25 protein-coding genes are annotated in these 23,063 nt (G+C 67.0%); 9 read left to right on the forward strand and 16 right to left on the reverse strand.

Going from position 1 to position 23,063, the window contains the following annotated elements:
* Window positions 1-26 precede the first annotated feature (26 nt).
* Window positions 27-755: an SDR family oxidoreductase gene (locus AC1DYS_RS01575; RefSeq protein ID WP_477895376.1), complete on the forward strand. Its 729-nt coding sequence runs from the start codon at window positions 27-29 to the stop codon at window positions 753-755.
* Between the two features lie 15 nt (window positions 756-770).
* The gene (locus AC1DYS_RS01580; RefSeq protein ID WP_477895378.1) at window positions 771-2,420 is read left to right on the forward strand and encodes an FGGY-family carbohydrate kinase; all 1,650 of its coding nucleotides are present in this window, start codon (window positions 771-773) and stop codon (window positions 2,418-2,420) included.
* Window positions 2,421-2,432: 12 nt separating this feature from the next.
* On the opposite strand, the gene AC1DYS_RS01585 is transcribed toward AC1DYS_RS01580, so the two are convergent.
* The 6 genes from AC1DYS_RS01585 to AC1DYS_RS01610 all read right to left on the reverse strand — a co-directional run bounded on the left by AC1DYS_RS01585 (window position 2,433) and on the right by AC1DYS_RS01610 (window position 8,148).
* A complete protein-coding gene (locus AC1DYS_RS01585; RefSeq protein WP_477895380.1) occupies window positions 2,433-2,954 on the reverse strand; it encodes an RDD family protein in 522 nt (173 codons plus the stop codon).
* Window positions 2,955-3,076: 122 nt separating this feature from the next.
* A complete protein-coding gene (locus AC1DYS_RS01590) occupies window positions 3,077-3,628 on the reverse strand; it encodes a cysteine hydrolase family protein (RefSeq protein WP_477895382.1) in 552 nt (183 codons plus the stop codon).
* A gap of 14 nt (window positions 3,629-3,642) precedes the next feature.
* On the reverse strand, window positions 3,643-4,332 hold the full coding sequence (locus AC1DYS_RS01595; protein ID WP_477895384.1) for a DUF6781 family protein: 690 nt from the start codon (window positions 4,330-4,332) through the stop codon (window positions 3,643-3,645).
* 101 nt (window positions 4,333-4,433) lie between these two features.
* Window positions 4,434-6,872 carry a membrane-bound PQQ-dependent dehydrogenase, glucose/quinate/shikimate family gene (locus AC1DYS_RS01600; protein WP_477895386.1) on the reverse strand — a complete coding sequence of 813 codons (2,439 nt, stop codon included), beginning with the start codon at window positions 6,870-6,872 and terminating at the stop codon, window positions 4,434-4,436.
* 142 nt (window positions 6,873-7,014) lie between these two features.
* Window positions 7,015-7,743 carry a cytochrome c biogenesis CcdA family protein gene (locus AC1DYS_RS01605; protein ID WP_477895388.1) on the reverse strand — a complete coding sequence of 243 codons (729 nt, stop codon included), beginning with the start codon at window positions 7,741-7,743 and terminating at the stop codon, window positions 7,015-7,017.
* A gap of 21 nt (window positions 7,744-7,764) precedes the next feature.
* Window positions 7,765-8,148 carry a thioredoxin family protein gene (locus AC1DYS_RS01610; RefSeq protein WP_477895390.1) on the reverse strand — a complete coding sequence of 128 codons (384 nt, stop codon included), beginning with the start codon at window positions 8,146-8,148 and terminating at the stop codon, window positions 7,765-7,767.
* Between the two features lie 213 nt (window positions 8,149-8,361).
* Between AC1DYS_RS01610 and AC1DYS_RS01615 the strand changes: the two genes are divergently transcribed.
* The gene (locus AC1DYS_RS01615; protein ID WP_477895392.1) at window positions 8,362-9,627 is read left to right on the forward strand and encodes a D-amino acid dehydrogenase; all 1,266 of its coding nucleotides are present in this window, start codon (window positions 8,362-8,364) and stop codon (window positions 9,625-9,627) included.
* A 7-nt stretch (window positions 9,628-9,634) separates the two neighbouring features.
* On the opposite strand, the gene soxA is transcribed toward AC1DYS_RS01615, so the two are convergent.
* From soxA to AC1DYS_RS01650, 7 genes are all read right to left on the reverse strand, one after another.
* On the reverse strand, window positions 9,635-10,402 hold the full coding sequence (gene soxA, locus AC1DYS_RS01620) for a sulfur oxidation c-type cytochrome SoxA (RefSeq protein ID WP_477895394.1): 768 nt from the start codon (window positions 10,400-10,402) through the stop codon (window positions 9,635-9,637).
* Window positions 10,399-10,719, reverse strand: a complete 321-nt coding sequence (soxZ, locus tag AC1DYS_RS01625) for a thiosulfate oxidation carrier complex protein SoxZ (protein ID WP_477895396.1) — start codon at window positions 10,717-10,719, stop codon at window positions 10,399-10,401. Before soxZ ends, soxA begins: the two co-directional genes overlap by 4 nt.
* A gap of 7 nt (window positions 10,720-10,726) precedes the next feature.
* The gene (locus AC1DYS_RS01630) at window positions 10,727-11,164 is read right to left on the reverse strand and encodes a SoxY-related AACIE arm protein (RefSeq protein ID WP_477895398.1); all 438 of its coding nucleotides are present in this window, start codon (window positions 11,162-11,164) and stop codon (window positions 10,727-10,729) included.
* Window positions 11,165-11,171: 7 nt separating this feature from the next.
* Complete coding sequence (soxX, locus tag AC1DYS_RS01635; RefSeq protein WP_477895400.1) at window positions 11,172-11,597, reverse strand: sulfur oxidation c-type cytochrome SoxX; 426 nt, start codon at window positions 11,595-11,597, stop codon at window positions 11,172-11,174.
* Window positions 11,597-13,795, reverse strand: a complete 2,199-nt coding sequence (locus AC1DYS_RS01640) for a xanthine dehydrogenase family protein molybdopterin-binding subunit (RefSeq protein WP_477895402.1) — start codon at window positions 13,793-13,795, stop codon at window positions 11,597-11,599. The genes soxX and AC1DYS_RS01640 overlap by 1 nt, the downstream gene beginning before the upstream one ends.
* Window positions 13,792-14,298, reverse strand: a complete 507-nt coding sequence (locus AC1DYS_RS01645; RefSeq protein ID WP_477895404.1) for a (2Fe-2S)-binding protein — start codon at window positions 14,296-14,298, stop codon at window positions 13,792-13,794. The genes AC1DYS_RS01640 and AC1DYS_RS01645 overlap by 4 nt, the downstream gene beginning before the upstream one ends.
* 229 nt (window positions 14,299-14,527) lie before the next feature.
* The gene (locus tag AC1DYS_RS01650) at window positions 14,528-15,616 is read right to left on the reverse strand and encodes a porin (protein WP_477895406.1); all 1,089 of its coding nucleotides are present in this window, start codon (window positions 15,614-15,616) and stop codon (window positions 14,528-14,530) included.
* A gap of 244 nt (window positions 15,617-15,860) precedes the next feature.
* Between AC1DYS_RS01650 and AC1DYS_RS01655 the strand changes: the two genes are divergently transcribed.
* Window positions 15,861-16,190 (forward strand): c-type cytochrome, encoded by a 330-nt coding sequence (locus AC1DYS_RS01655; protein WP_477895408.1) that lies wholly within the window; start codon window positions 15,861-15,863, stop codon window positions 16,188-16,190.
* Window positions 16,191-16,201: 11 nt separating this feature from the next.
* The gene (locus AC1DYS_RS01660) at window positions 16,202-17,479 is read left to right on the forward strand and encodes an NAD(P)/FAD-dependent oxidoreductase (RefSeq protein ID WP_477895410.1); all 1,278 of its coding nucleotides are present in this window, start codon (window positions 16,202-16,204) and stop codon (window positions 17,477-17,479) included.
* A gap of 55 nt (window positions 17,480-17,534) precedes the next feature.
* Here the strand turns inward: AC1DYS_RS01660 and AC1DYS_RS01665 are convergent, their stop codons facing one another.
* Window positions 17,535-18,302 (reverse strand): alpha/beta hydrolase, encoded by a 768-nt coding sequence (locus AC1DYS_RS01665; RefSeq protein WP_477895412.1) that lies wholly within the window; start codon window positions 18,300-18,302, stop codon window positions 17,535-17,537.
* Entirely contained in the window at window positions 18,299-19,459 is a 1,161-nt protein-coding gene (locus AC1DYS_RS01670) for an acyltransferase family protein (protein ID WP_477895414.1), read from the reverse strand. The genes AC1DYS_RS01665 and AC1DYS_RS01670 overlap by 4 nt, the downstream gene beginning before the upstream one ends.
* Before the next feature lie 24 nt (window positions 19,460-19,483).
* Between AC1DYS_RS01670 and AC1DYS_RS01675 the strand changes: the two genes are divergently transcribed.
* Window positions 19,484-20,860 (forward strand): glycosyltransferase, encoded by a 1,377-nt coding sequence (locus AC1DYS_RS01675; RefSeq protein ID WP_477895416.1) that lies wholly within the window; start codon window positions 19,484-19,486, stop codon window positions 20,858-20,860.
* 106 nt (window positions 20,861-20,966) lie between these two features.
* Here AC1DYS_RS01675 and AC1DYS_RS01680 read toward each other — a convergent pair whose 3' ends face one another.
* Entirely contained in the window at window positions 20,967-21,386 is a 420-nt protein-coding gene (locus AC1DYS_RS01680) for a PaaI family thioesterase (protein WP_047492059.1), read from the reverse strand.
* 174 nt (window positions 21,387-21,560) lie between these two features.
* Here AC1DYS_RS01680 and lysM point away from each other — a divergent pair, with 174 nt between their 5' ends.
* The 3 genes from lysM (at window position 21,561) to AC1DYS_RS01695 (ending at window position 23,057) form a co-directional block, all read left to right on the forward strand.
* Entirely contained in the window at window positions 21,561-22,070 is a 510-nt protein-coding gene (gene lysM, locus AC1DYS_RS01685; protein WP_477895419.1) for a peptidoglycan-binding protein LysM, read from the forward strand.
* A gap of 9 nt (window positions 22,071-22,079) precedes the next feature.
* Complete coding sequence (locus tag AC1DYS_RS01690) at window positions 22,080-22,328, forward strand: GlsB/YeaQ/YmgE family stress response membrane protein (protein ID WP_047492064.1); 249 nt, start codon at window positions 22,080-22,082, stop codon at window positions 22,326-22,328.
* Between the two features lie 69 nt (window positions 22,329-22,397).
* Window positions 22,398-23,057, forward strand: a complete 660-nt coding sequence (locus tag AC1DYS_RS01695) for an ion channel (RefSeq protein WP_477895421.1) — start codon at window positions 22,398-22,400, stop codon at window positions 23,055-23,057.
* Window positions 23,058-23,063 lie beyond the last annotated feature (6 nt).

Raw genomic sequence — 23,063 nt, forward strand, 5'->3', positions numbered from 1 at the left:
CGATCGATTCCAGGAGAACAGCACACATGAGCGAACGCATGAAAGACAAGGTGGCTGCGATCACAGGGGCCGCATCGGGCATCGGGCTGGAGTGCGCCCGCTCGCTGCTCGCCGAGAGCGCCAAGGTGGTGCTGATCGACCGCGCAGAAGACCGGCTCGCACGGCTGTGTGCCGAGCTCGGCCCGAACGCGCTGCCGTTGACGGTCGACCTGCTGCAGCCGGCGCAGGTCTCGGCCATCCTGCCGAGGATCCTGGCGTTGGCTGGGGGCCTGCACATCTTTCACGCCAACGCCGGCGCCTACGTCGGCGGCGAGGTGCTGGCCGGCGACCCCGACGAATGGGACCGCGTGCTGAACCTGAACATCAACGCCGCCTTCCGCTCGGTGCACGCCGTGTTGCCGCACCTGGTGGCGCAGAAGTCGGGCGACATCATCTTCACGAGTTCCATCGCCGGCATCGTGCCGGTCGTGTGGGAGCCGATCTACACCGCGTCGAAGTTCGCGGTGCAGGCCTTCGTCCACACCACGCGGCGCCAGGTGGCCAAGTATGGCGTGCGCGTCGGCGCGGTCGCGCCGGGCCCGGTCGTCACCGCGCTGCTGGACGACTGGCCGAAGGCCAAGATGGACGAAGCGCTCGCGTCGGGCAGCCTGATGCAGCCGAAGGAGGTTGCCGATGCGGTGCTCTTCATGCTGACGAGGCCACGCAACGTGACGGTGCGCGACCTCGTGATCCTGCCCAACAGCGTCGACCTCTGAGAGGCTGAGTGCCCGATGAATGCCGCCCCGAGCTCCACCGCAGCGATGGCCGACGCGCGCTTTGTCATCGGCGTGGATGTCGGCACCGGCAGCGCCCGCGCCGGCATCTTCGATGCCGAAGGCCGCATGCTCGCCTCGGCGAAGCACGACATCACGCTGTACCAGGCGAGCGGCTCGATCGTCGAGCAGTCGAGCGGCGAGATCTGGCGCGCGGTCTGCCAGGTGGTGAAAGACGTGCTGGCCCAATCGGCCGTGGCGCCGGAACAGGTGGCCGGCATCGGCTTCGACGCCACGTGCTCGCTCGTCGTGCTCGGCCCCGGCGGGCAGCCGCTGGCCGTCGGCCCGTCCGGGCAAGCCGAGCGCAACATCATCGTCTGGATGGACCACCGCGCCGTCGCGCAGGCCGAGCGCATCAACGCCACTGGCCACCCGGTGCTGCGCTACGTCGGCGGCCGCATCTCGCCCGAGATGGAAACGCCGAAGCTGCTGTGGCTGCGCGAGAACAAGCCCGATGTCTTTGCCGCGGCGTGGCAGTTCTTCGATCTCACCGACTTCCTGACCTGGCGTGCCACTGGCGACCTTGCACGCTCGACCTGCACGGTGACCTGCAAGTGGACCTACCTCGCGCACGAGCGGCGCTGGGACGCGGACTACTTCCGCACCATCGGCCTCGGCGTGCTCGCCGACGAGGCCTTCGTGCGCATCGGTCAGCGCGTGGTCGACCCGGGCACGCGGCTCGGTGGCGGGCTCACGGCCGAAGCGGCTGCGGAGCTCGGGCTGCGCGCCGCCACGCCGGTGGCCACCGGCGTGATCGATGCGCATGCGGGTGGCATTGGCAGCGTGGGCGCGCAAGGCCGGGCTGAAGCGTGCCTCGCCTACGTGTTCGGCACCTCGTCGTGCACGATGACGACCACCGAGCAGCCGGTGTTCGTGCCCGGCGTCTGGGGGCCGTATTTTTCGGCGATGGTCCCGGACCGGTGGCTGAACGAGGGCGGGCAGTCGGTGGCCGGCGCGGCCATCGAACGCCTGCTGTCGCTGCACCCCGCAACGCCTGAAGCGCGGCGCCGTGCCGAGAGCACCGGTGACTCCTTGCCGACGATGCTCGGCGCACTCGCCGAGCAGGAGGCTGGAGGCCTGTCGCAGGCCGCGCGGCTGGCCGACGGCCTGCACGTGGTTCCTGAATTTCTCGGCAATCGCGCACCGCTGGCCGACCCGCACGCGAGGGCCGTGATCGTCGGCCTCGGCATGGACACCGACCTGGACAGCCTGGTCGCGCTGTACGTGGCGGGCCTGTGCGGCATCGGCTACGGGCTGCGCCAGATCATCGATGTGCAGGCGGCAGCCGGCGCGCCGGTCGAGCGGGTGGTGATCAGCGGTGGCGCGGGTCGAAGCGATTTCGTGCGCCAGCTGCTGGCCGACACCACGGGCAAGCCGGTGGTCGCCACCGAAGCGGATGAGCCGGTTCTGCTCGGCGCCGCGATGCTCGGCGGCGTTGCCGGTGGGATCTTCGACGACGTGGCGTCAGCGATGGTGAGGATGTCGAGGGTCAGTCGCAGCTACGAGCCGGCCGGCGGCAAGTTGTCGATGCTGCACGAGGCGCGGTTCGGTGCCTTCACGCGGTTGCAAAGCGTGGCGCGGGAGATTCGCGACGCGGCCTTGCGATAGCTTGATGGCTGGTCAGCGGCCGGCCTTGTCGAACGAGACTGGCTGAGTCCGCCCGCGTTTGGAGCGGATGACGACGGTGCCCGCCAGCTTGTCGTGCCAACCCTGCTTGCGCGGGTCGAAAGCCACCCAGATGAGGCCGAGGCCGAACGGCAGCGTCGAGATGAAATAGCCCAGATAGCGCCCGATCGACTGGCCGACGGTCAGCGTGTTGCCGGTGCGCGCATCGACCACGCGGGCGGACAACAGCATCTTGCCCGGCGTGGCCTGGCGGGTCAGCCAGAAGACGATGGATGCGGCCGCCGGCAGCAGCCAAGTGATGATGAAGTCGCCGGTGCCTGCGACGAAGCCACTCTTCTGGCTGTCGAAATAGGCCCAGCCGTACAGCGCGAACAACAGCGGGAAGCTGATCGCGAGGATGAGCACCGTGTCGATCAGGGCCGCGCCCGTGCGAACCCAGAAGCCGGCGTATTCCACCTCGCTCGGATCGATGTCGGAGACGGGGGCGTTGGGCGGTGCGTACGGGTTGTCGGTCATGGTCGGCTGCGATGGAGGTTCAGGTTGGCATCACCGTGCTGCACCTTGCGCAAGCACGTCGACCTCCATGATGCCTCTTCACGCTTGCCGTTCTGCGACAGCCCCGAGCCGCGCTCGAACACTCAGGCTTTGGCTTCCCGCCACGAACTGGCAATGTCTGCGGTGGAACGCAGCTCGGCACCACGCTTCTGCAAGTCCTCGTTGATGCGTGCCGAGATGGCGTTCGCCGTTTCGGTCTTCGACGGCCAGGTGCTGTGCCCGTCTTCGGCCACAGTGAGCGCGAAACCTTTGTCGAGGGCCGAGCGGCTGGTGTTGAAGACGCAGAACTCGCTTTGCAGGCCGCACACGACCAGGCGCTCGGCGCCCAGGCCGTCGAGCAGACCGGCGAGGTCGGTCCCCTGGAAGGCACTGGACGCATGCTTCTTCATCACCTTGTCACCGGACAGGGGCTGCAGCGCCTCGTGCAGCTCCCCATGCGGCGAGCCTTCTTCGAAAGCATCTCCCGGCTCGGCGCAGTGCTGGATGAAGACGATGGGCACCGCCGCCTCACGCGCGGCGTGGATGAGCGCAACGCTGTGGTCGACGAGGCGCTGCGCGTCGGTAATGGGTTCGCAGCGCACGCCATCGAAGGCGCCGCGTTGCACATCGATGACGAGCAGGGCCGTGCGCGGCATGGTGTTCCCTCCCATCACTTGCGCGTGGTCTTGGCGGCCGGCTTGGCGGCCGGCGACTCCTGCCGCAGGCCTTCGGACATGCCGATCAACACACCGCTGACCAGCGTGGCATAGCCCTTCATCAGGGCCTCGGCCGCCTTGGCACCGGCAGCGCGGCCTTCGCGGCTGGCCTGCTGCGCCGAGGCCATCAATTGCTCGACCGTAGCGGTGGCTTGCGTGCCGGAGGCCGAGCCCTTCATCTGCATGCTCTCGAGCACCTGGGTCCACGGACCTTGCAGCTGTTCGCTTGCGGCCTGCGCGGCCTTGGTGACGGTGTTGAAGAACATGTCTTCCATCTTCTCGAGGTCACCGAGTGCGCCTTTCAGCTGCTTCTCTTGCGTGCTCACACCTTGCTCGACGAACTGCTCCAGCGCCTTGCGCTGTGCCTCCACGGCCTGCAGCAGGGCCGAGTCCATGCCGGCCAGGGCCTTGCCGAGCAGGGCCTCCACGTCGACCGCAGGCAGGCTGCTGCCCGCTGCACCGGCCGAGGCTGCCTGCGTCACCGACTTCAACACGCCCTGGATGTTCTTCACCGTCATCTCTCGGCCCTGCAAGGCCTTGAGCGTCGCGCTGCTCACCGCCTGGCGCAGCGCCTCGCCCTGCTTGCTGGTGGCGTTGGTGAACATGTCGGCCAAAGCCTTCTGATCGATGCCGGACTTCATCATGCGAGTCTCCTGGGTGAGGGGCGCCAGCCGGTTGGACGGCGTGCCCGAGGTTACTGCGGTATTGCGACAAAGGCACCTGCCATGGCGAAGTCGCCGTCAAGTCACTTCGCCGGCAAGGCGTAGGAGAGCACGTAGTCGCCCGGCTTGGTGCCGGTGGAGCCGTGGCCGCCAGCCACCACCAGCAGGTATTGGCGGCCATCGGCACCGGTGTAGGTCATCGGCGTGGCCTGGCCGCCGGCGGGCAGGCGGCTTTCCCACAGCTGGCGGCCGCTGGTCACGTCATAAGCGCGCACGTAGTTGTCGAGCGAGCCCGACAAGAAGGCCACGGCGCCGGCGGTGAGCATCGGCCCGCCGATGTTGGGCACGCCCATCTTGAAGGGCAGCGGCAAGGGAGACAGATCGCGCACCGTGGCGTTGCGGTGCTTCCACGCGATCTGGCCTGTGCGCAGGTCTGCACCGGCCACATAGCCCCAAGGCGGCGCCTGGCACGGGATGCCGAGCGGCGACACGAAGGCGCCCATCTTGGCCGCGAAGGGGGCGCCGAAGTTTTCGTTCAGCGCCGGCAGCGGGCCCTTGGGCGGGCCGTCGTCCTGCACCATCAGCTCGGTGTCGTTCGGGCGTGGCACCAGCTTCGAGGTGAAGGCGAGGTAGGTCGGCGTCGTGAACGCGATCTGCCGCACCGGATCGACCGCCACACTGCCCCAGTTGAAGACGCCGAAGTTGCCGGGGTAGATGAGTGAGCCCTGCGTCGACGGCGGCGTGAAGCGGCCGTCGTAGCGCAGGCGGTGGAAGGCGATGCGGCAGTAGAGTTGGTCGAACGGTGTCCCGCCCCACATGTCGCGGCCTTCGAGTTTCTTGGGTTCATACGAGAGGGCCGACTTGGGCTGCGTGGCGGCGGTGCGGTCACCTTCGGCGGCGCCCTGCGGCGCGGGCTGTTCTGTCACCGGCAGCAGCGGCTTGCCGGTGCGGCGGTCGAGCACGAAGAGTTCGCCCTGCTTGGTGGGTTGCACGAGCGCGGGCACGGTGTTGCCGCCGATGTTGAGGTCGATGAGGCTGGGCTGTGCCGGCACGTCGTAGTCCCACAGGTCGTGGTGCACCGTCTGGAACACCCAGCGCGCCTTGCCGGTAGCGATGTCGAGCGCCACCACCGAAGACGAATGCTGCTCGACGGCCGGCGTGCGCTTGCCGCCCCACTGGTCGGGCGGCTGGTTGCCCATCGGCACATAGACCAGGCCCAGCGCTTCGTCCACGCTCGAGATCGACCAGCTGTTGGGCGAGTTCGCTGTGTAGGTCTGCCCGGCCGCGATGGGCGTGGTCGCATCCGGGTTGGCCGAGTCCCAGTTCCACACCAGCTCGCCGGTGTTGATGTCGAACGCGCGGATCACGCCCGACTGTTCCTTGGTCGACGCGTTGTCGAGCACGGTGCCGCCGACGATCACGTACTGGCGCGTAACGACCACCGGCGAGGTCGAGTAGTAGGAGCCCGGCATCAGGTTGGGCATGTGGGCCGACAGGTCGATCTCGCCCTTGCCGCCGCCGAAGCTCTTGCACACAGCGCCGGTGTCGGGGTTGAGTGCGATGAGCCGCGCGTCGGCCGTCGGCATGAAGAGCTTGGCTGCGCAATCAGGCGATGCGTTGGCGACGGCAGGTGTGGCTGCACTCGCGGCCGAGGCTGCTGCAGTGGCAGCGCTTGCATCGGCATCGGCAGGCGGCTGGTACGAGAGCCCGCGGCAGGTCAGATGCTGCAGCGCGAGCTGGCCGCGGATCTGCGGGTCGTAGCGCCACAGCTGTGCGCCGGTGGTCGCGTCGAGCGCAATCACCGACTGGTGCGGCGTGCACAGGAAGAGGCGGTTGCCGATCTTCAGCGGCGTCACCTCATAGGTGGTCTCGACCGGGTCGCCTTCGCGGCCGCGCACGTCGCCGGTCTGGAAGGTCCACGCGAGCTTCAGGTCGCTCACGTTGGCCGGTGTGATCTGGTTCAGTGGCGAATAGCGCTGGCCCTCGCCCGTGCGGCCATAGGCCTGCCACTCGCCGGCCGGCATGGCCGCCGCGGGAGTGGCAGGTGCCGCGGATGCCGTCGGCAGCGTGCCCTCGATGGTCGTCGGGTCAGAAGCCATCGATGCGAGCGCCACCACTGCGTAGACCGCCAGCACGGCACCCAGGGCCACGCGGCCGCCCTGTCGCGATGAAGCGCTGCCCAAAGAGCGCGACACCGAAGGGAGCAACAACACCAAGCCGATCACGAACCACACATCGAGCCGCGCAGCCAGTGGCCACCACGCGAGCCCTGCTTCCCACAGCGCCCACACAAGCGTGCCGACGAGCAGCAGCGCATAGGCCCACCAGGCCGCAGCCCTCTGCTTCAACAGCAGCACCGCAGTGATCCAGCAGCCGAGTGCGGCGACGAGGTAGTAGCCGCTGCCGCCCAGCGAGACCAGCCAGACGCCACCCACCGCAAGCACGAGCCCGATGAGGATCAGCACAATGCCGCAGGCCGTGCTGGCACCCGAGCGGCGTGGTGGGAGAGAAGAGGCGGCCATCGAGAAACTCCTGCGCGAGTGGGTGAACGGGTCACCTTAGCGGCGGATGTCTTGAGACTCTGTCGGCCCCACGCGGTTGCGCTCGTAGGACACTGCCGCCAGCCGCATTCAGCGCAGCAATGTTCGGTTCAGGAAGAAGGGCTCAGAAGCGCGTGGTGAGCGCCGTGAGCCACGCCGGCGAAGCATCGACAGCCCAGGCCTCGAACTGCTTGTCCCACCCGGTGAGGATGGACACACCCACGGCCAGCAGAAGGAGGCCGAGCGCGACCTTGCCGCCCCGGCCCGCCGCCATCATGCGGCCGCGCACCCGCATCACCGTGCTGCGCGAGAGTGAGCCCAGCACCACCAGCGGCGTGCCCGCACCGACACCGAAGACCAGCATCAGCAGCGCAATCTGCGCGAGGTTCTGGCCTTGCGAGGCGAGCGTGGTGGCCGCTCCCAAGGTGGGCCCGACGCACGGACTCCAGATGATGCCGAGCACCAGGCCGATCACGAGTTGGCCCGTCAAGCCTTCGAGGTGCATGCGCGACAGCAACTGGTCGCCCACCGCGCTCAAGCCCGAGGTGGCCGTGGCAAATCGCTCCTGCAGGCGCGACGACAGAAGCACGACGGCGAAGCCGATCAACACCACCGCAGCGACGCTGCGGAACGTCGACGCGTCGAGCCCGAGCGATGCACCGAGCGTCGCGATGAACACGCCGACGATCGCAAAGGACAGGGCCAGCCCGGCGGCCAGCGCATAGGGGCCGAGCCGGTGTGCGCCGACCGCGGTGGCGAGCAGGATGGGAATCAGCGGCAGCACGCAAGGCGACAGCGTCGACAACACACCCGCCAGGTAGCCCAGCCCGAAGGTGGCAAAACCGAAGTCCATGCTGCATTCGATCCAGAAGCGTCAGAGCGCCTTCGAGAACGTGGCGTCGATTGCGCCGAGCGTGGTTTGTCCGGTCGAGCGCGCCACTTCCTTGCCGCCCTTGAAGACGACGAAGGTGCTTTGCGTCGACACCTTGAGCGCCTTCTTCAGGTCCTTCTCGGTGTCGAAGTTGGCGACGAAGAACTTCACGTCCTTCATCTTCGGTTCGGCCAGTTCCTGCTTCACCAGTGGCGCCTGGGCACGGCAGGTGGGGCACCAGTCGGCGTGGAACTGCACGATCACCGGCCCGCCGGCGGCCACGGCCTTGTCGAACGCGGCCTGCTCGAAGGGCATTGAAGCGGAAGACGCTGCCATGGCAAACAGCGCGAAGGCGAGTGACGCGATCAGCTTGACGAGAGATTTCATGGCGATTCCTTTCAACGGCGACCCCGGGGACAGGCCTGCAAAGGCCAGCAGCAGAAGGTGGGTCGCCGCCGGGGCCGCAAACTTACACCCGCCCTGAAACCTCGACATGAAAATCGCCTCGCCCTGGTCGGCACGCAACTGGCGGCCAGGCTTCGTCGGAGAATGCGCGCACGGATCGGCGCGCAGGCGCCTCATAACAAGAGGGTTTCGCACATGAAGGTGTTGGTCTTGGGCAGCGGCGTGATCGGCGTCGCGTCTGCGTATCAGCTGGCGCTGGCCGGCCATGAGGTGACCGTCGTCGACCGGCAGCCCGCAGCGGCGCTGGAAACCAGCTACGCCAATGCCGGCGAAGTCTCACCCGGCTATTCGGCACCGTGGGCCGGGCCGGGCGTGCCGATCAAGGCAGTGAAGTGGCTGCTGATGCACCACCGCCCGCTGGTGATCCGCCCCAACATCGACATGAACCTCGTGCGCTGGGGCCTGGCCATGCTGCGCAATTGCACGAGCGCGCGTTACGAGGAAAACAAGAGCCGCATGGTGCGGCTGGCCGAGTACAGCCGCGACTGTCTGAAGGAATTGCGCGCGCAGACCGGCATCCATTACGACGAGCGCATGCAGGGCACCCTGCAGCTCTTTCGCACACAGGCGCAGCTCGACGGCACGGCGGCCGACATCGCCATCCTCAAGCGCTACGGCGTGGGCTTCGAGCTGCTCGACCGCGAGGGCTGCATTCGCCACGAGCCCGCGCTCGCGCAGGTGCGCGACAAGTTCGTCGGCGGCTTGCTGCTGCCCGGTGACGAAACCGGCGACTGCTTCAAGTTCACGCAGAACCTGGCCGCGCTCGCGGTGCAACGCGGCGTGCAGTTTCGCTACGGCACGCAGATCCAGCAGCTGCAGACCGCAAGCGGCCGCATGGAGGGCGTGCTCACCAATGTCGGCCTGCTGAAGGCCGACGCCTACCTCGTGGCGCTCGGCAGCTACTCGCCGCTGCTGCTGAAAGACATCGGCATCCGCATCCCGGTGTACCCGGTTAAGGGCTACTCGATCACGGTGCCGATCGCCGAGGCCACCGGCGCGCCCGAGTCGACGGTGATGGACGAGACACACAAGGTCGCGGTGACGCGCCTGGGGGACCGCATCCGCGTCGGCGGCACGGCCGAGCTGGCCGGCTACACGCTGCAGTTGCACAACGCCCGCCGCCAGACGCTGGAGCACGTGGTCACCGATCTCTTCCCACGGGGAGGCGACGTGTCGCGCGCGGAGTTCTGGTGCGGCCTGCGGCCGATGACACCCGACGGCACGCCGGTCGTCGGCGCCACGCGCCTGCCCAACCTCTACCTCGCAACAGGCCACGGCACCCTGGGCTGGACCATGGCAGCCGGCACCGGCCGCGTGATGGCCGACATCATCTCGGGCCGCACGCCCGGCATCGACATGAGCGGCCTCACGGTCGACCGCTACCCGAACGCGTACGCGTAGTGGCGGGTCAGGGCCGCACGGCCGGCGACTCGAGCTTCATGCCGCGGTCGCGCCACGCCAGGTAAAGCGCCAGCTCGACGAGCTCGGGTGCGCCGTAGGCCGGCACTTCGGCGCGCACGCCGTTCATGCAGTTGCGCAGGCGCCGTTGCAGCGAACCCACCGACTGCCATTCGAGCCGGTACAGCGGGTAGCCGGTGGCATGCCCTTGCGGAATGAGGCTGCCGCCGAGCCGCCCGCCTGCCCGCTCGTCGTGGCACTGTGCGCACGACAGGTCGAGCTGGCCGATGCGCTGGCGGTACAGCGCCTCACCGCGGGCGCGCGGGGCCTGCAGCTTCGGGTCGGTGGGCGGGGTGATCGGCATGCCGCGTGACTGGAGTGCGACGTAGCCCTCCAAGGCCAAGAGTTCCGCGCTTTCGGGCGCGAACGCTGCGCTTTGCTGGCGTCGCTCGCGGCACTGGTTGATGCGCTGTGAAAGGTCGATGGGCCGCTTGAGCGCGTTGTCGAACGCGGGGTAGCGCGTGGCCACGCCGCGCATCGAGGTGGCCGCCGCACCATGGCAGCCCGAGCAGGCCTTGGCCGATGCGCTCGGGGCACGGTCCCACAGCGCGGCGCCGTCCTGCACTGTCAGCATCGCGGGGTTCTGCATGTCGTCACGCTGCATGGCCTGCGTCTGCGGGCTCATGTCGTCGAAACCCGAGCGGCGTGGGTCCGTGGGCTGGGCGGTGGCACTCAGGCAGCAGGCCACCACCGAAAGGGCTGCAGCCCAGCGCTTCATGTGACGGTGAGCACCACGCTCTCGTTCTGCGAGAAACCGTTGTCGCCTTCCCAGCTGAAGCTGAGCGTGCCGCTCTCGGTGGCCAGCATCGTGAACGAGAGGTACGGGTTGGCGGCGACCGCGGGGTAGAGCTCGGCACTGCACACCAGCTCGCCGTTGAAGCGGCAGGCGAACCGGGTGATCAGGTCACGCGGCTTCACCTGGCCGTTGGCATCCGGGCGGAAGCCGGTCTCCATGATGTGCGCGATCAGCGTGCGCAACTCGATGACCTCGCCGCGCTTGGCGGTGGTTGGGACGGTGAGGAGGGTGCGTGCCATGTTCACCTCACTCCAGACATGCCGCCAGCGTGACCAGCACATCCACGCTGTGCGACCAGTAGCTGCCGTCGCTCATACGCGCCACCGCCACCAGCTGCTGCGAGGTGGCGAGGCGGATGCGCGTGGACACCAGCGCCTTGCCCGAGCGCGGGGTGAGCGTGAAGCGCACCACGTCGCGCTGCGGGTTGCGGTCGTTGAAGACGGCGATGCCGGTCACGTGCTCGGTGGCGCTCATCGGGCTGTCCACGCTGACGGTGATGGGCACCGCGTTGCCGTTCTCGACCAGCGGCGGCACGTCGAGCTTCACCTTGCCCGGTTTCACCGGCGCGCCGTTGGCATAGCCGCGAATGGCGTCCTGCATCTCGGACGAGGTGGCGCGCACGGCCGGCACGGTGACCACCGTGCCGAGGGCCACCCCGAGCTGAAGGAGTTCTCTTCGTTGCATCGCCAAGCTATTTGAGGGTTTCGAGATAGGCCACCACGTCTTCGACCTGCTGAGCGGTCAACAAGTTCTTGCCGCGCCAGGCCGGGCCCACCCATTGCAGCCCGCTGCTGCGATGGTAGGCCGGCATGATGGTTTGTGGATTGAGCTGGCGCGCATCGGCAATGCGCAGCCGCAGCTGCCCGGCCGACCAGCGCGAGCCGGCGCCCGCCAGATCGGGCGCCAGGTTGCCCTGGAAGCGGTCTTCTGGAAACGGGCCGGTGTGGCACAGCAGGCACAGCCCGGTCTGCCGGCTGGCGACGATTTCGCGGCCCCGCGCCGGGTCTCCCGGCGTGGCCGTGAGCGGCTCGGGGATCGCATCGCCCACCACGTTCAATTCCGTCTGCGCAAACGCTGCGCCTGCTGCGAAGGCCAGCATGGCGGCGGCGCGGTGCATCAGACTTTCTTCAAGCTGTGGTTCTTCAGCGGCATGTCGCGGATGCGCTTGCCCGTGGCCGCGAAGATGGCGTTCATCACGGCCGGTGCGGCGACCGCGATGGTGGGCTCGCCCACGCCGCCCCAGAAGCCGCCCGAGGGCATCACGATGGTCTCGACCTTGGGCATGTCTTCCATGTGCACCACCGGGTAGGTGTCGAAGTTCTGCTGCTCGATGCGGCCGTCTTTCACGGTGCAGCCGCCAAACAGCGCGGCCGACAGCCCGTAGACGAACGAGCCTTCCACCTGCGCCTGGATCTGCTGCGGGTTGACGGCATGGCCGCTGTCGGTCGCGGCCACAATGCGGTGCACCTTGAGCTTGCCCTCGGCGTCGACCGACACCTCGGCGCAGGCGGCCACATAGCTGCCGAAGCCCATGGTGTGTGCCAGGCCGCGGTACACGCCGGCCGGTGCGGGCTTGTCCCAGCCCACGCGCTCGGCCACGGCATTGAGCACGGCCAGGTGCTTGGGGCTCTTGTCCATCAGCTTGCGGCGGAAGGCCAGCGGGTCCTGGTGGGTCGCGTGCGCCAGCTCGTCCATGAAGCATTCGAGGTAGAGCGCGTTCTGGTTCAGGTTCACGCCGCGCCAGAAGCCCGGTGGCACATGCGGGTTGCGCATCGCGTGGTCGATCAGCAGGTTGGGCACGGTGTAGCCGATCGATGCTTCGGGCCCCGGCGGGTTGAGGCCCTGGAAGACCACCGGGTCCTTGCCGTCCTTGATCATCTGAGGGAACACACCCGCGAGGATCGACTGGCCCGAGATGCGCATGTGCAGCGCCGTGAGATTGCCTTGCTCGTCGAGCCCGGCCGTCATCTTGCATTGCGTGACGGGGTGGTAGCGGCCGTGCGTCATGTCTTCTTCGCGCGACCAGATCAGCTTGATCGGCGTGCCCGGCATCTGCTTTGCGATCTGCACCGTCTGGTGCACCCAGTCGTGCACGGCGCCGCGCCGGCCGAAGCCGCCGCCGAGCAGCAGCTTGTAGACCTCGCACTTCTCGGGCGGCAGGCCCGAGGCCTCGGAAGCCGCGGCGAGTGCGGCCTCGCCGTTCTGCGTGGGCGTCCACACCTCGCAACGCTCGGGCGCTCCGTCCTTAGACAAAGAGAAGCGGACCGTCGCGTTCATCGTCTCCATCGTCGCGTGGTTCTGGAACGGGTACGAGTACACCGCCTCGACCTTGCGCGCGGCCGTTGCGAGCGCCGCACGGGCATCGCCATTGCTGTTGCCCACCACCGCTTCGGGCGCGTCGAGGCCCGCCTTGAGGATCTCGGCAATGCTCGCGCTGCTGACCTGTGCGTTGGGGCCTTCGTCCCACTCGACGGTCATCGCCTCGAGCGCGCTCTTGGCGTGCCACCAGGTGTCGGCCACCACGGCCACCGCGCTGTCGCCCACGCGCACGACCTTCTTCACGCCGGGGCGTTTCATCGCGCCCGCTTCGTCGAAGCTCTTCAGCTTGCCGCCGAACACCGGGCAGTCGCGGATGGCCGCGTTGAGCATGCCGGGCAACTTGAGGTCGGAGCCGTAGACCTGCTTGCCGGTGAGCTTGTCGAGCGTGTCGAGCCGCGCGAGCGGTTTGCCGGCGAGCTTCCAGTCCTTCGGGTCCTTCAGCGCCACCTCGGTGGGCGGCGTGAGCTTGCCGGCGGCGAGCGCCACCTTGCCGTAGCTCGTCTTGCGACCGGTCGGCGCGTGCGTGATCACGCTGGCCGCGGCGCTGCATTCGGAGGCAGGCACCTTCCACTGATCGGCTGCGGCCTGCACGAGCATCACGCGGGCCGTGGCGCCACCCTTGCGCACGTAGTCGTGCGACTCGCGGATGCCGCGGCTGCCGCCGGTGGAAAAGTTGCCCCAGGCCCGCTTGCGCGCGAGGTTCTGCCCCGGCGTCGGGTACTCGGTGGTCACCTTGGCCCAGTTGCAGTCGAGCTCCTCGGCCACCAGTTGTGCGAGGCCGGTGAGCGAGCCCTGACCCATCTCCGATCGGGCGATGCGAATGATGACGGTGTCGTCGGGCTTCACGACGACCCAGGCGTTGATCTCGGGTGTGGCGGCGGCTTCGGCCGCTTCGGCTTTGCTTGCGAACGGAATGTGGAAGGCCACGACCAGTCCGCCTGCCGCGGCGCCACCCAGGAAGCCGCGCCGCGAGATGTCGAGGGTCGGCGCGCTCATGCCACACCTCCGCCGATGTGCTGGATGTCGATGCCCGCCTGCGCGGCCGTGCCGCCTTGCGCAGCCATCTTGATCGCGGCGCGCACGCGGTTGTAGGTGCCGCAGCGGCAGATGTTGGTCATCGCCTCGTCGATGTCGGCGTCGGTCGGGTTCGGCTTGGCCTTCAGCAGGGCGCTAGCCGCCATGATCATTCCCGACTGGCAGTAGCCGCACTGCGGCACGTCCAACGCGGCCCAGGCTTTCTGGATCGGGTGTGTGCCCTTGGGCGACAGGCCTTCGATGGTGACGATCTTCTGCTTGGCCTCGATCGTCGAAGCCGGGCGCACGCAGCTGCGCGTGGGCTCGCCGTCAAGGTGCACGGTGCAGGCGCCGCATTGCGCGACGCCACAGCCGTACTTGGTGCCGGTGAGGCCGAGCTGTTCGCGCAGCACCCACAGCAAAGGCGTTTCGGGTTCGGCGTCGACCTGGTGGCGTTTGCCGTTGACGTTCAAGGTGATGGCCATGTGCGGTCCTGGTTGGCTTGTGGTTCGAGCGGGGACAGGGTTGGCTGCTGCGGGAGCATGCGACATGGATGGTCGGGGCGATTGAAGACCCTGATTGGGATGGGGATTGATGGCTGGGTTGTGGTGTGCTCCCTTCGGCGCTGGCGAACCTTGGGTGTCGATGGAAACGAGGCAACGAAGAGGCCGATCCTGATGGGAGTGGCCTCATTCGTTGCTAGCTCCCGCCTGCTCAGAACGAGTGGCGGATGCCCGCCGTGAACTCGGTGATGTTGCGGTCGTCGACGGTCGTGAGGCCAGCCGGCACCGCGCTGGCCCAGCGGTTGGCGTAGCTGGCGCCGTCGTTCTTGAAGCGTGTCAGCGCGGTGTACAGGTTGGTGCGCTTCGACAGGTCGTACTGGTAGCCGACGCCGAAGGCCTGGGTCTTGCCCTCGTGGACGTTCTTGGCCTTGTTCTGCAGGTACTGCGCACGCACCAGCTGCCGGCCGAAGCGGTAGTCGCCACCGACCCAGTAGCCCTGGCCGTCTGCATCCGCCGCGCTGCGGTCGTTCACCGAGATCAGGCCGGCCGTGCCGTGCCAGTCGCCATAGGTGTAGCCGACCGCGCCCGAGGTGGTGCGCACGTCCTGCGAGGTCAGGCCTTGCTTGTCGTCGACGAACGAGACCATCGCGTCGAAGCCGTAGCCGCTGTAGCGCGCGTAGACATCGGCGACACGCTGGTCGTTGGTGCCGCCGGCGGCTTCACCGAAGCCCCACAGTGCCCCGGCCTTGAAACCGCTGAACGTCGGCGTCTCGTACTTGACCGAGTTGTTGACCCGGGCCGGGCCGCCGTTGCCGGTGGCGCTGTAGGTCGTGCCGCCGCGCACCGGCTCGTAGCCGCCGAAGCCGCCGATCACCGCGGTGCTTGCGCCGGTGGAGACATTCGAGAACTCGCTGAAGTCGCTCGACAGCGTGTAGACGCTGCCGTATTGGCGACCCAGGCTCAGCGTGCCGTAGGGCGAAGCGACGCCGACGTAGGACTGGCGACCCCAGAAGGCATTCTGGCCATTGGTGCCGTCGTCAAGGTTGATGCCGCTTTCGAGCACGGCGAGGCCAAGCAAACCACCGCCCAGGTCTTCGTTGACACGGATGCCGAAGCGCGAGCCCGACAGACCGCCCGACTGGGCACGCGTCAAGTTGCTGGCACCGCTGGCGAACTGCACATAGGCGTCGGCGATGCCGTACAGCGTGACGTTGGTGGTGGATGGTTGTGCATCCTGGGCATGGGCTGCGGTGGACGCAGCAAGCGCAACAGCGCTCAAGGCAAAAGCGGCGAGCTTCATTCGATTCTTCTCCAATGGATAAGTTGGGCAGCGTGGGTGTGCCCTGGCAATAACAGGTCAAACGATCAACGGTCGAACGAAGGCATCGTAGAAATCGGCCCGGCGCGCGAAGCTGTCCGGCAGATGACGTTTTTGTCATCGGAAGCCGATGCAAGCTGGCCATCCACCACAACCCACTCGCCAGACAAAACCGCTGATCGGGTGCAAGATGCCGCCGTTCGCACAACAGGAAACAGGAGACCCCATGACCTTGCTGCCCACGAGCACGTGCCGAGCGTTGAGCCTGCTCATCTGCTGCGCCGCCGCGAGCGCCCACGCGCAAACCCAAGCCGCCCCTTCGTCGCATGTGCGCTCCCTGGCCGCCACCTGCGCGGCATGCCACGGCACCGACGGCAAGGCCGAGGCCGGTGCCGGCCTCATCGGGCTTCGCGGCAGAGACAAGGACTACCTGGCCGCGCAGCTCACCGCTTTCAAGGACGGCACGCGCCCCGCGACCGTGATGCACCAGATCGCTAAGGGCTACACGCCCGAGCAGATCGACCAGCTGGCCGCGTACTTCGCGGCGCAGAAATGAAAGGGGCCGGCATGAAGCGTCGTGATCTGATCCAGGCCGGGCTCGCCGGCGGCACCTTGCTCACACTCGGCGCCTGCGCCACATCGACGGCCGTTCCGGCGAGCGCGAAGGTCGTGGTGATCGGTGGCGGCTTCGGCGGTGCCACGGCAGCCAAGTACGTGCGGATGTGGTCCGACCATCAGATCGACGTGGTGCTGATCGAACCGCAGGCGAGCTTCGTCTCGTGCCCGGGGTCGAACCTCGTGCTGGGTGGCACGCGCACGCTGGCCGACATCACGGTGAGCTACGACACGCTGGTGTCGCGCCACGGCGTGAAGTGGGTACGCGACGAGGCAGCGGGCATCGACGCCGACAAGAAGACGGTGACGCTGTCCTCCGGAGCAAGCATCCGCTACGACAAGCTGGTGCTGTCGCCCGGTGTTGAACTGATGTTCGATGAGGTGCAGGGCCTGCGCGAAGCACAATCAAGCGGCCGCGTGCTGCAGGCATGGAAGGCGGGGCCCGAGACGCTGGCCTTGCGCCGGCAGCTCGAGGCCATGCCCGATGGCGGCGTGTACGCCATCACCGTGCCCGAGTCCCCCTACCGTTGCCCGCCGGGGCCTTATGAGCGCGCCAGCGTGATCGCGGCCTACTTCAAGCGCGAGAAGCCGCGCTCGAAGGTGCTGATCCTGGATGCGAATGCCGACGTCACGTCCAAGCCCGCGCTGTTCAAGAAGGCCTGGGCCGACCTGTACCCCGGCATGGTCGAGTACCGGCCGCTGCAGAAGGTGATCGGTGTCGATGCGGCGGCGAGCAAGGTCCGCATCGAACTGCACGACGACGTGCGCGCCGACGTGCTCAACGTGCTGCCGCCAATGCGTGCCGGCACGCTCGCGGTGAAGGCCGGGCTTGCGAATGCGGCGGGCCGCTGGTGCCGTGTGAACTACCTCGATTTCGAATCGACCGCGGCGAAAGACATCCACGTGCTCGGCGACTCGATCCAGATCGCGCCGGGCATGCCCAAGAGCGGCCACATGGCGAACGCACATGCCAAGGTGGCGGCCGCCGCCATCGTGGCCCAGCTCAACGGCCAAGAGGTCGACGCGCACCCGATGCTGATCAACACCTGCTACAGCTACGTCGACGCCAACCAGGCCATCCATGTCGCCAGCGTCCACGAGTACGTGGCAGCCGAGAAGACCTTCAAGCCGGTGGCGGGTGCCGGCGGCGTGTCGGCGCAGCGCAGCGAGGCCGAAGGCGTCTATGCATCGGCATGGGCCAGGAACATCTGGGCTGACGCCCTCGGTTGACGGGACCCGGCGCGTCCTCTGCGTAACGCGCCTGGCTGTGCTTTGAGCTCGTCGCTCACGGCATGCTGCCCAACATCCGCAGATAGCCAGGATGTTGCATCACGGTGTTGTGCGACACGCCGGGGATCACGCTCAGCGTGGCGCGGCCTTTCGCGAAACGCGAGAAGAGCTGCTCGGTGCTGGCGCGCGGAATCACCTCGTCGTGCTCGGCCATGATGAGGTGAGCCGGTGCCTTGATCTGCGGGACGTACTTCCACGACTCGTACCTGTCGGTGATCAGCCAGCGAACCGGAAAGTACGAGAACTGCCGCACGGCCAGCTCTCGCAGGCTGTCGTAGGGCGTGACGAGCACCAGCCGCGACACCGGGCGCTGGCTCGCCAGCCGCACTGCCACGCCGGTGCCGAGGCTGCGGCCGATCGCGATCACGTTGGCATGCTTCTGGTGGGCCAGGTCGAACAGCGCCAGTGCATCGCGCTGGATGGCCTCTTCCGTCGGCTTGCCGCCACTGCGGCCGAAGCCGCGGTAGTGCAGCAGGTAGAGCGCGTGGTCGGGAAACGCCTCGCTCAGCGGTTGCAGGTCTTGCGACACGTCTTCTGCATTGCCGCCGAAGTAGACGACGGCCTGGGTGCCTGCATGCTCGCGAACGCTCGCCTGCACGGTGACGCCGTCGTCGCTGCCGGTCGGCACGCGGATCAGCGGTGTGTCGACGCGGCTCGGCTGCGGGTAGTAGATGAAGGAACGCTGGAAAACGAACAACGCACCGCAGACGGCGGCATAGGCCAGGGCAATGAGGCAGAGCGTGATGGTGATCAAGCGATTCATCGGGTGAGGGGTTGGGCCGCTGGCAATCGCGCCGCTCCGAAGGTGCTCGGGAACCAGCGCTCGCGCAAGGCCATGAACGGAGCTTCGATCACGCGGTACAGCAAGGCGCCCACCAGCACCGACAGCACGGTCGTGACCAGCAGCACCACACTGGGCGACAACGCCGCTGTCTTCGCATAGTTCTTGACGATCACGCCGACCGCCTTGTGCGTGAGATAGATCGAGTAGGACCACACGGCCAGGTGGTGGGCGCCGGGAATCTTCAACACATGCAGCCACGAGTTCGGGCTCAGCGCCGCCATCGCCAGCAGCGAGAACGCCACCGCGACCAGCGAGTAGCCGAATGCCGACATGAAGAAGCCGTAGCCATAGCCGTCGATGTAATAGAAGTGGTAGACGCCGACGAGCATCAGCACAGTCGCCGCAAATCCGGCGGCCAACAATGCCTGGCCATGCTGCATCGCGCGTTGCCAGCTGCGCGGATGGAAGTTCTTGAAGAACGCGACGGCCACGCCGGGCAGGAACTCGTCGATGCGACAGAGGGTGCCGTAGTAGACGTTCGGATAGTAGTGCTCGATCTGCCCGGAGTCCTCGCGGCCGTAGAGCGACCACAGCACGGCGCGGATCGCCATGCCCGCCAGCATCAGCCCGACGATGGCCGCCCAGGCGTGGGCACGGCGTGAGCTCACGCGGCTGGCCAGCAGCAAGGCCGCCGGCAGCAGCAGGTAGAACTGCTCTTCGATGCACAGCGACCACGCGTGCGAGAAGGCCGTGCCGGGCTGCAGGCCGATGTTCTGCGTGAAGCTGAGAAAGCGCCACAGCGGGGGTGGCGTCTTGCCGCCCATCACCGCAGGGAACAAAAAGTACGCCGCCAGCACGACCCAGAAGGCCGGCCATGTGCGCAGGCCGCGGCGGGCGTAGAACGCCTTCAGCGACAGCGTCTCGCCGCGCGCCATGCCGGCGAACAGCTGGTTGGCGATGAGGTAGCCGCTCAGCACGAAGAAGAGGTCGACGCCCACCCAACCGACCACGCTGAGCCAGCCGAAGGTCGGCGTGCCGCTCACGAAGACCATGTAGTGGTACATGAAGACCAGCGTGATCGCGAGCGCGCGCAGGGTGTCGAGGCCGAGGGTTCGGGAGGTGCTGGTGTTCGTCATCGGGAAGCGGTTGGGAATCAGCGGGTGTTGATTCCCGCGCACCGGATTGTCGGCGTGTGCTCAGAAAGTGTGAATGAAGCACGGGTACGGCTCGGGCTTACTCCGGCGATCGCGAGTTCCGAAGGTACGCTCGCCTTGATGAAAATCGCCTTTGTCCTGAGGGACTTTCCAGTTCTGTCAGAGACCTTCGTCTTGCGGCAAATCGTCGGGCTGGTCGAGGCTGGGCACGAGGTGCGCATCGTGGTTGGAAAGAAAGCGGACAAACCATTCAAGCACGAGAAATACGAGCAGCTTGGGCTGGACCGTTTGATCCACCCGCTGCGGCACGAGGTGGGCGGCCGGTTGTCGCGTGCCGTATTGCTGGTGCGGTTTGTTTCCGGCAGCCTGTTGTCACGGCAAGGCTGGAAGGCGTTGGGCACTGGCTTGCGGGCTGCATGGACGGGCTGCCCAGAAGCGCTGATGGACATCGCGGCGCAATCACGGCAAGGCCCTATCGGCCGGTTCGACGCCATCGTGGCGCACTTCGGCCCGACCGGGGTGCGCGCGATGTACCTGCGGCAATCAGGCCTCGTCGATGGGCCGGTCGCGACGGTGTTTCATGGCTTCGACGTCAGCAGGTCAGACATCATCAAGAAGCACCTCGGCAATTACCACAGGCTGTTCGAACAAACCGAGGTGCTGCTGCCTATCAGCGAGCTGTGGAAGCAGCGGCTGCTCGAGTGGGGCGCTCCGAAAGACAAGTTGCGCGTATTGCGCATGGGTGTCGATCTCGACCAGCTGCAAATGAGCGCGACCACGCGGCAGCCGATCGACCCACTGCAGGTGTTGTCTGTTGCCCGGTTGACCGAAAAGAAGGGGCTCGAGTACGCACTGGCAGGCGTGACGCAAGCGCGGTCGAACATCGCCTGCACCATCATCGGCACCGGCCCGCTCGACCAACCGCTGCGCGAGCTTGCCGGCAGCGCAAAGCCAGGAGTGATCAACTTTGCTGGCGAGCAGCCACAACACAAGGTCTTTGAAGCACTCCAACAAGCAGACGTGTTCCTGCTGCCTTCGGTCACTGCAGCGGACGGCGACATGGAAGGCGTGCCCGTGGTGCTGATGGAAGCCATGGCCAAAGGCGTAATCGTGCTGGCGACTCGCCACAGTGGCATTCCCGAGTTGATCGACGACGGCGTATCGGGCCTGCTGGTCGCCGAGCGCGATTCCGCGGCCATCGCGAATGCCCTTGACCGCGTCGCAGCTGGCGAGATTGACGTAGCGCGCATGCGTACAGAGGCCCGCCTGAAAGTGGAATCCAAGTTCGACAATGCGGCGCTCGATCGCGAGCTGATCGACATCTGTCGGTCGTTGAGAAGGTCAGTATTGGGGCATTCACCTGCGGCAGAAGAAGGCTGTTGAGAGGCCGATTACGGCATGGCTAGAGACGCCGAGCACGAACAGCCTCTCCCTCCTGCCGTGCGGTGATGTGCCAGGTTCACTGCTGCCCCAGACGCGTCGCTACCCTTCAACTTCCCTGCTTGGGATAGAGAACCAGCTGCGTGCAGCGGAAGAGCGCGATGGTCTTGCCGGTTTCGCGGTGGGTGACGACCGAGTCCCAGACCTGCGTCGTCTTGCCGAGGTGCACGGGCTTGGCCGTGCACTCGATCGTGCCTTCGCGCGCTGTGCCGAGGTGGTTGGACTTGAGCTCGATGGTGGTGAAGCCGATGGCGCCTTCGGGCAGGTTGGCGATGCAGCCGTAGCCCGCCGAGGTGTCGGCGAGCGTGACGACGCTGCCGGCGTGCAGGAAGCCGTTGGGCGCCATCAGGAACTGCGTCACCGGCATCTCCGAGCGGATTTCGGTCCCGCTGACTTTCTTGATGACGATGCCGAGGTGCCCCGGCAGGTTGTTGGCGCCACGTTGGTTGAATTGTTCGGCAGTGATCATGGAAGCCCTGGGGGTCGGTGTTGGTAGAAGCGATTCTGCCGGGTCTTGCACGCGCATGGGCTGCCCCCCGTCATGCTCGGTTCAGCGCAAGGTCGGCCAATCGTCACACGTGCGCGATGGCTTCGGGTGCATGATGCGGCCGATCAATCCCTCAACCCTCACAGGAGAGCAATCATGAGCATCGTGAGCTTTTTCAAGGACGCTGGCGAAAAGCTGTTCGGCCACAAGGAGACGGAAGCCGCTGCGCAGAAGGCCGAGGCCGCGCCCGACAACGAGGCGTTGAAGGCGGCCTCGGCGGCCGCGAACGAGAAGGCGGCCAAGGCGATCGTGGCCTACATCGTCACCCAGAACCTCAGCGCCACCGGCCTGAGCGTGGTGGTCGATGGCGCCACCGGCACCGTCACCGTGTCGGGCGCTGCCGACGACCAGGCCACCCGGGAGAAGATCGTGCTGTGCTGCGGCAACGTCTCGGGCGTGGCCAAGGTGAACGACCAGATGACGGTGGCCACGCCGGCCGACGAATCGAAGTTCCACACCGTGGTGAAGGGCGACACCCTCTCGGCCATCTCCAAGACCTACTACGGCAACGCCAACCAGTACATGAAGATCTTCGAGGCCAACAAACCCATGCTTTCCAACCCGGACAAGATCTACCCTGGCCAGCTGCTGCGCATCCCCGCCTGAGAACCCACCATGCACCTCATCTGGACCATCCTCATCGGCTTCATCGCCGGGCTCGTCGCGAAGATGCTCATGCCCGGCCGGGACCCGAGCGGCTTCATCATCACCACCCTGCTCGGCATCGGCGGCTCGCTCGCCGCCACCTACCTGGGCCAGGCGCTCGGCTGGTACCACTCAGGCGAGTCCGCCGGCTTCATCGGCGCGGTGGTCGGTGCCATCCTGCTGCTGGTCGCCTACCGCGTCATCAGCAAGAAGGCGTGACCCGACAGCCATGAGGTGATCGAGCGGCGGTGCTGTTCCTGCACCGCCGCTGCGTCCGACAATGCGGCCATGCACTATGTCCGCCTGCTTGCCCTGACGCGCCGCCACCCGTCGGCCATCCTGCTCGTCGTGCAGCTGGCGGGGCTGCTGCTGTACCCCTTCATCGAATCCACACGCGTGGGGCCGATGGCGCTCGGCGCCTTCGGCATCGTGGTGCTGGTCATCACCACCGGCATGGTGCGGCGCACGCCGGGCCTCACGTGGATCAGCGCCTGCATCGCGCTGCCGGCCATCGTGCTGCTGCTGCTTCAGGCGATTCTTCACATGACCTGGCTGCTGCCCTGGTCGGCTGCGCTGGAAGCGGTCTTCTACTTCTATGCCGCCGGCAGCCTTATCGCCTACATGATGGAAGACCAGCGCGCCACCACCGACGAGCTGTTCGCTGCGGGTGCCACCTTCACGCTGGTAGCCTGGGGCTTCACCTACCTTTTCGTGGTGCTGCAGGCCTTGCAGCCGGGCAGTTTCTCGGCAGCCGTGAACCCCGACTCGCCGCGCACCTGGACGGAGCTGATGTTCCTCAGCTTCGCGCTTCTGTCCAGCACCGGCATCGGCGACGTGATCCCGCTCAAGCCGCCAGCGCGCGCACTGGCCAGCGTGGAGATGTTTGCCGGTGTCATGTACCTCGCCGCGGTGGTGTCGCGGCTGATCGGGCTGACCTTGCGTCACTGAGCCGAA

Source organism: Rhizobacter sp. P2_G4, assembly GCF_056403575.1.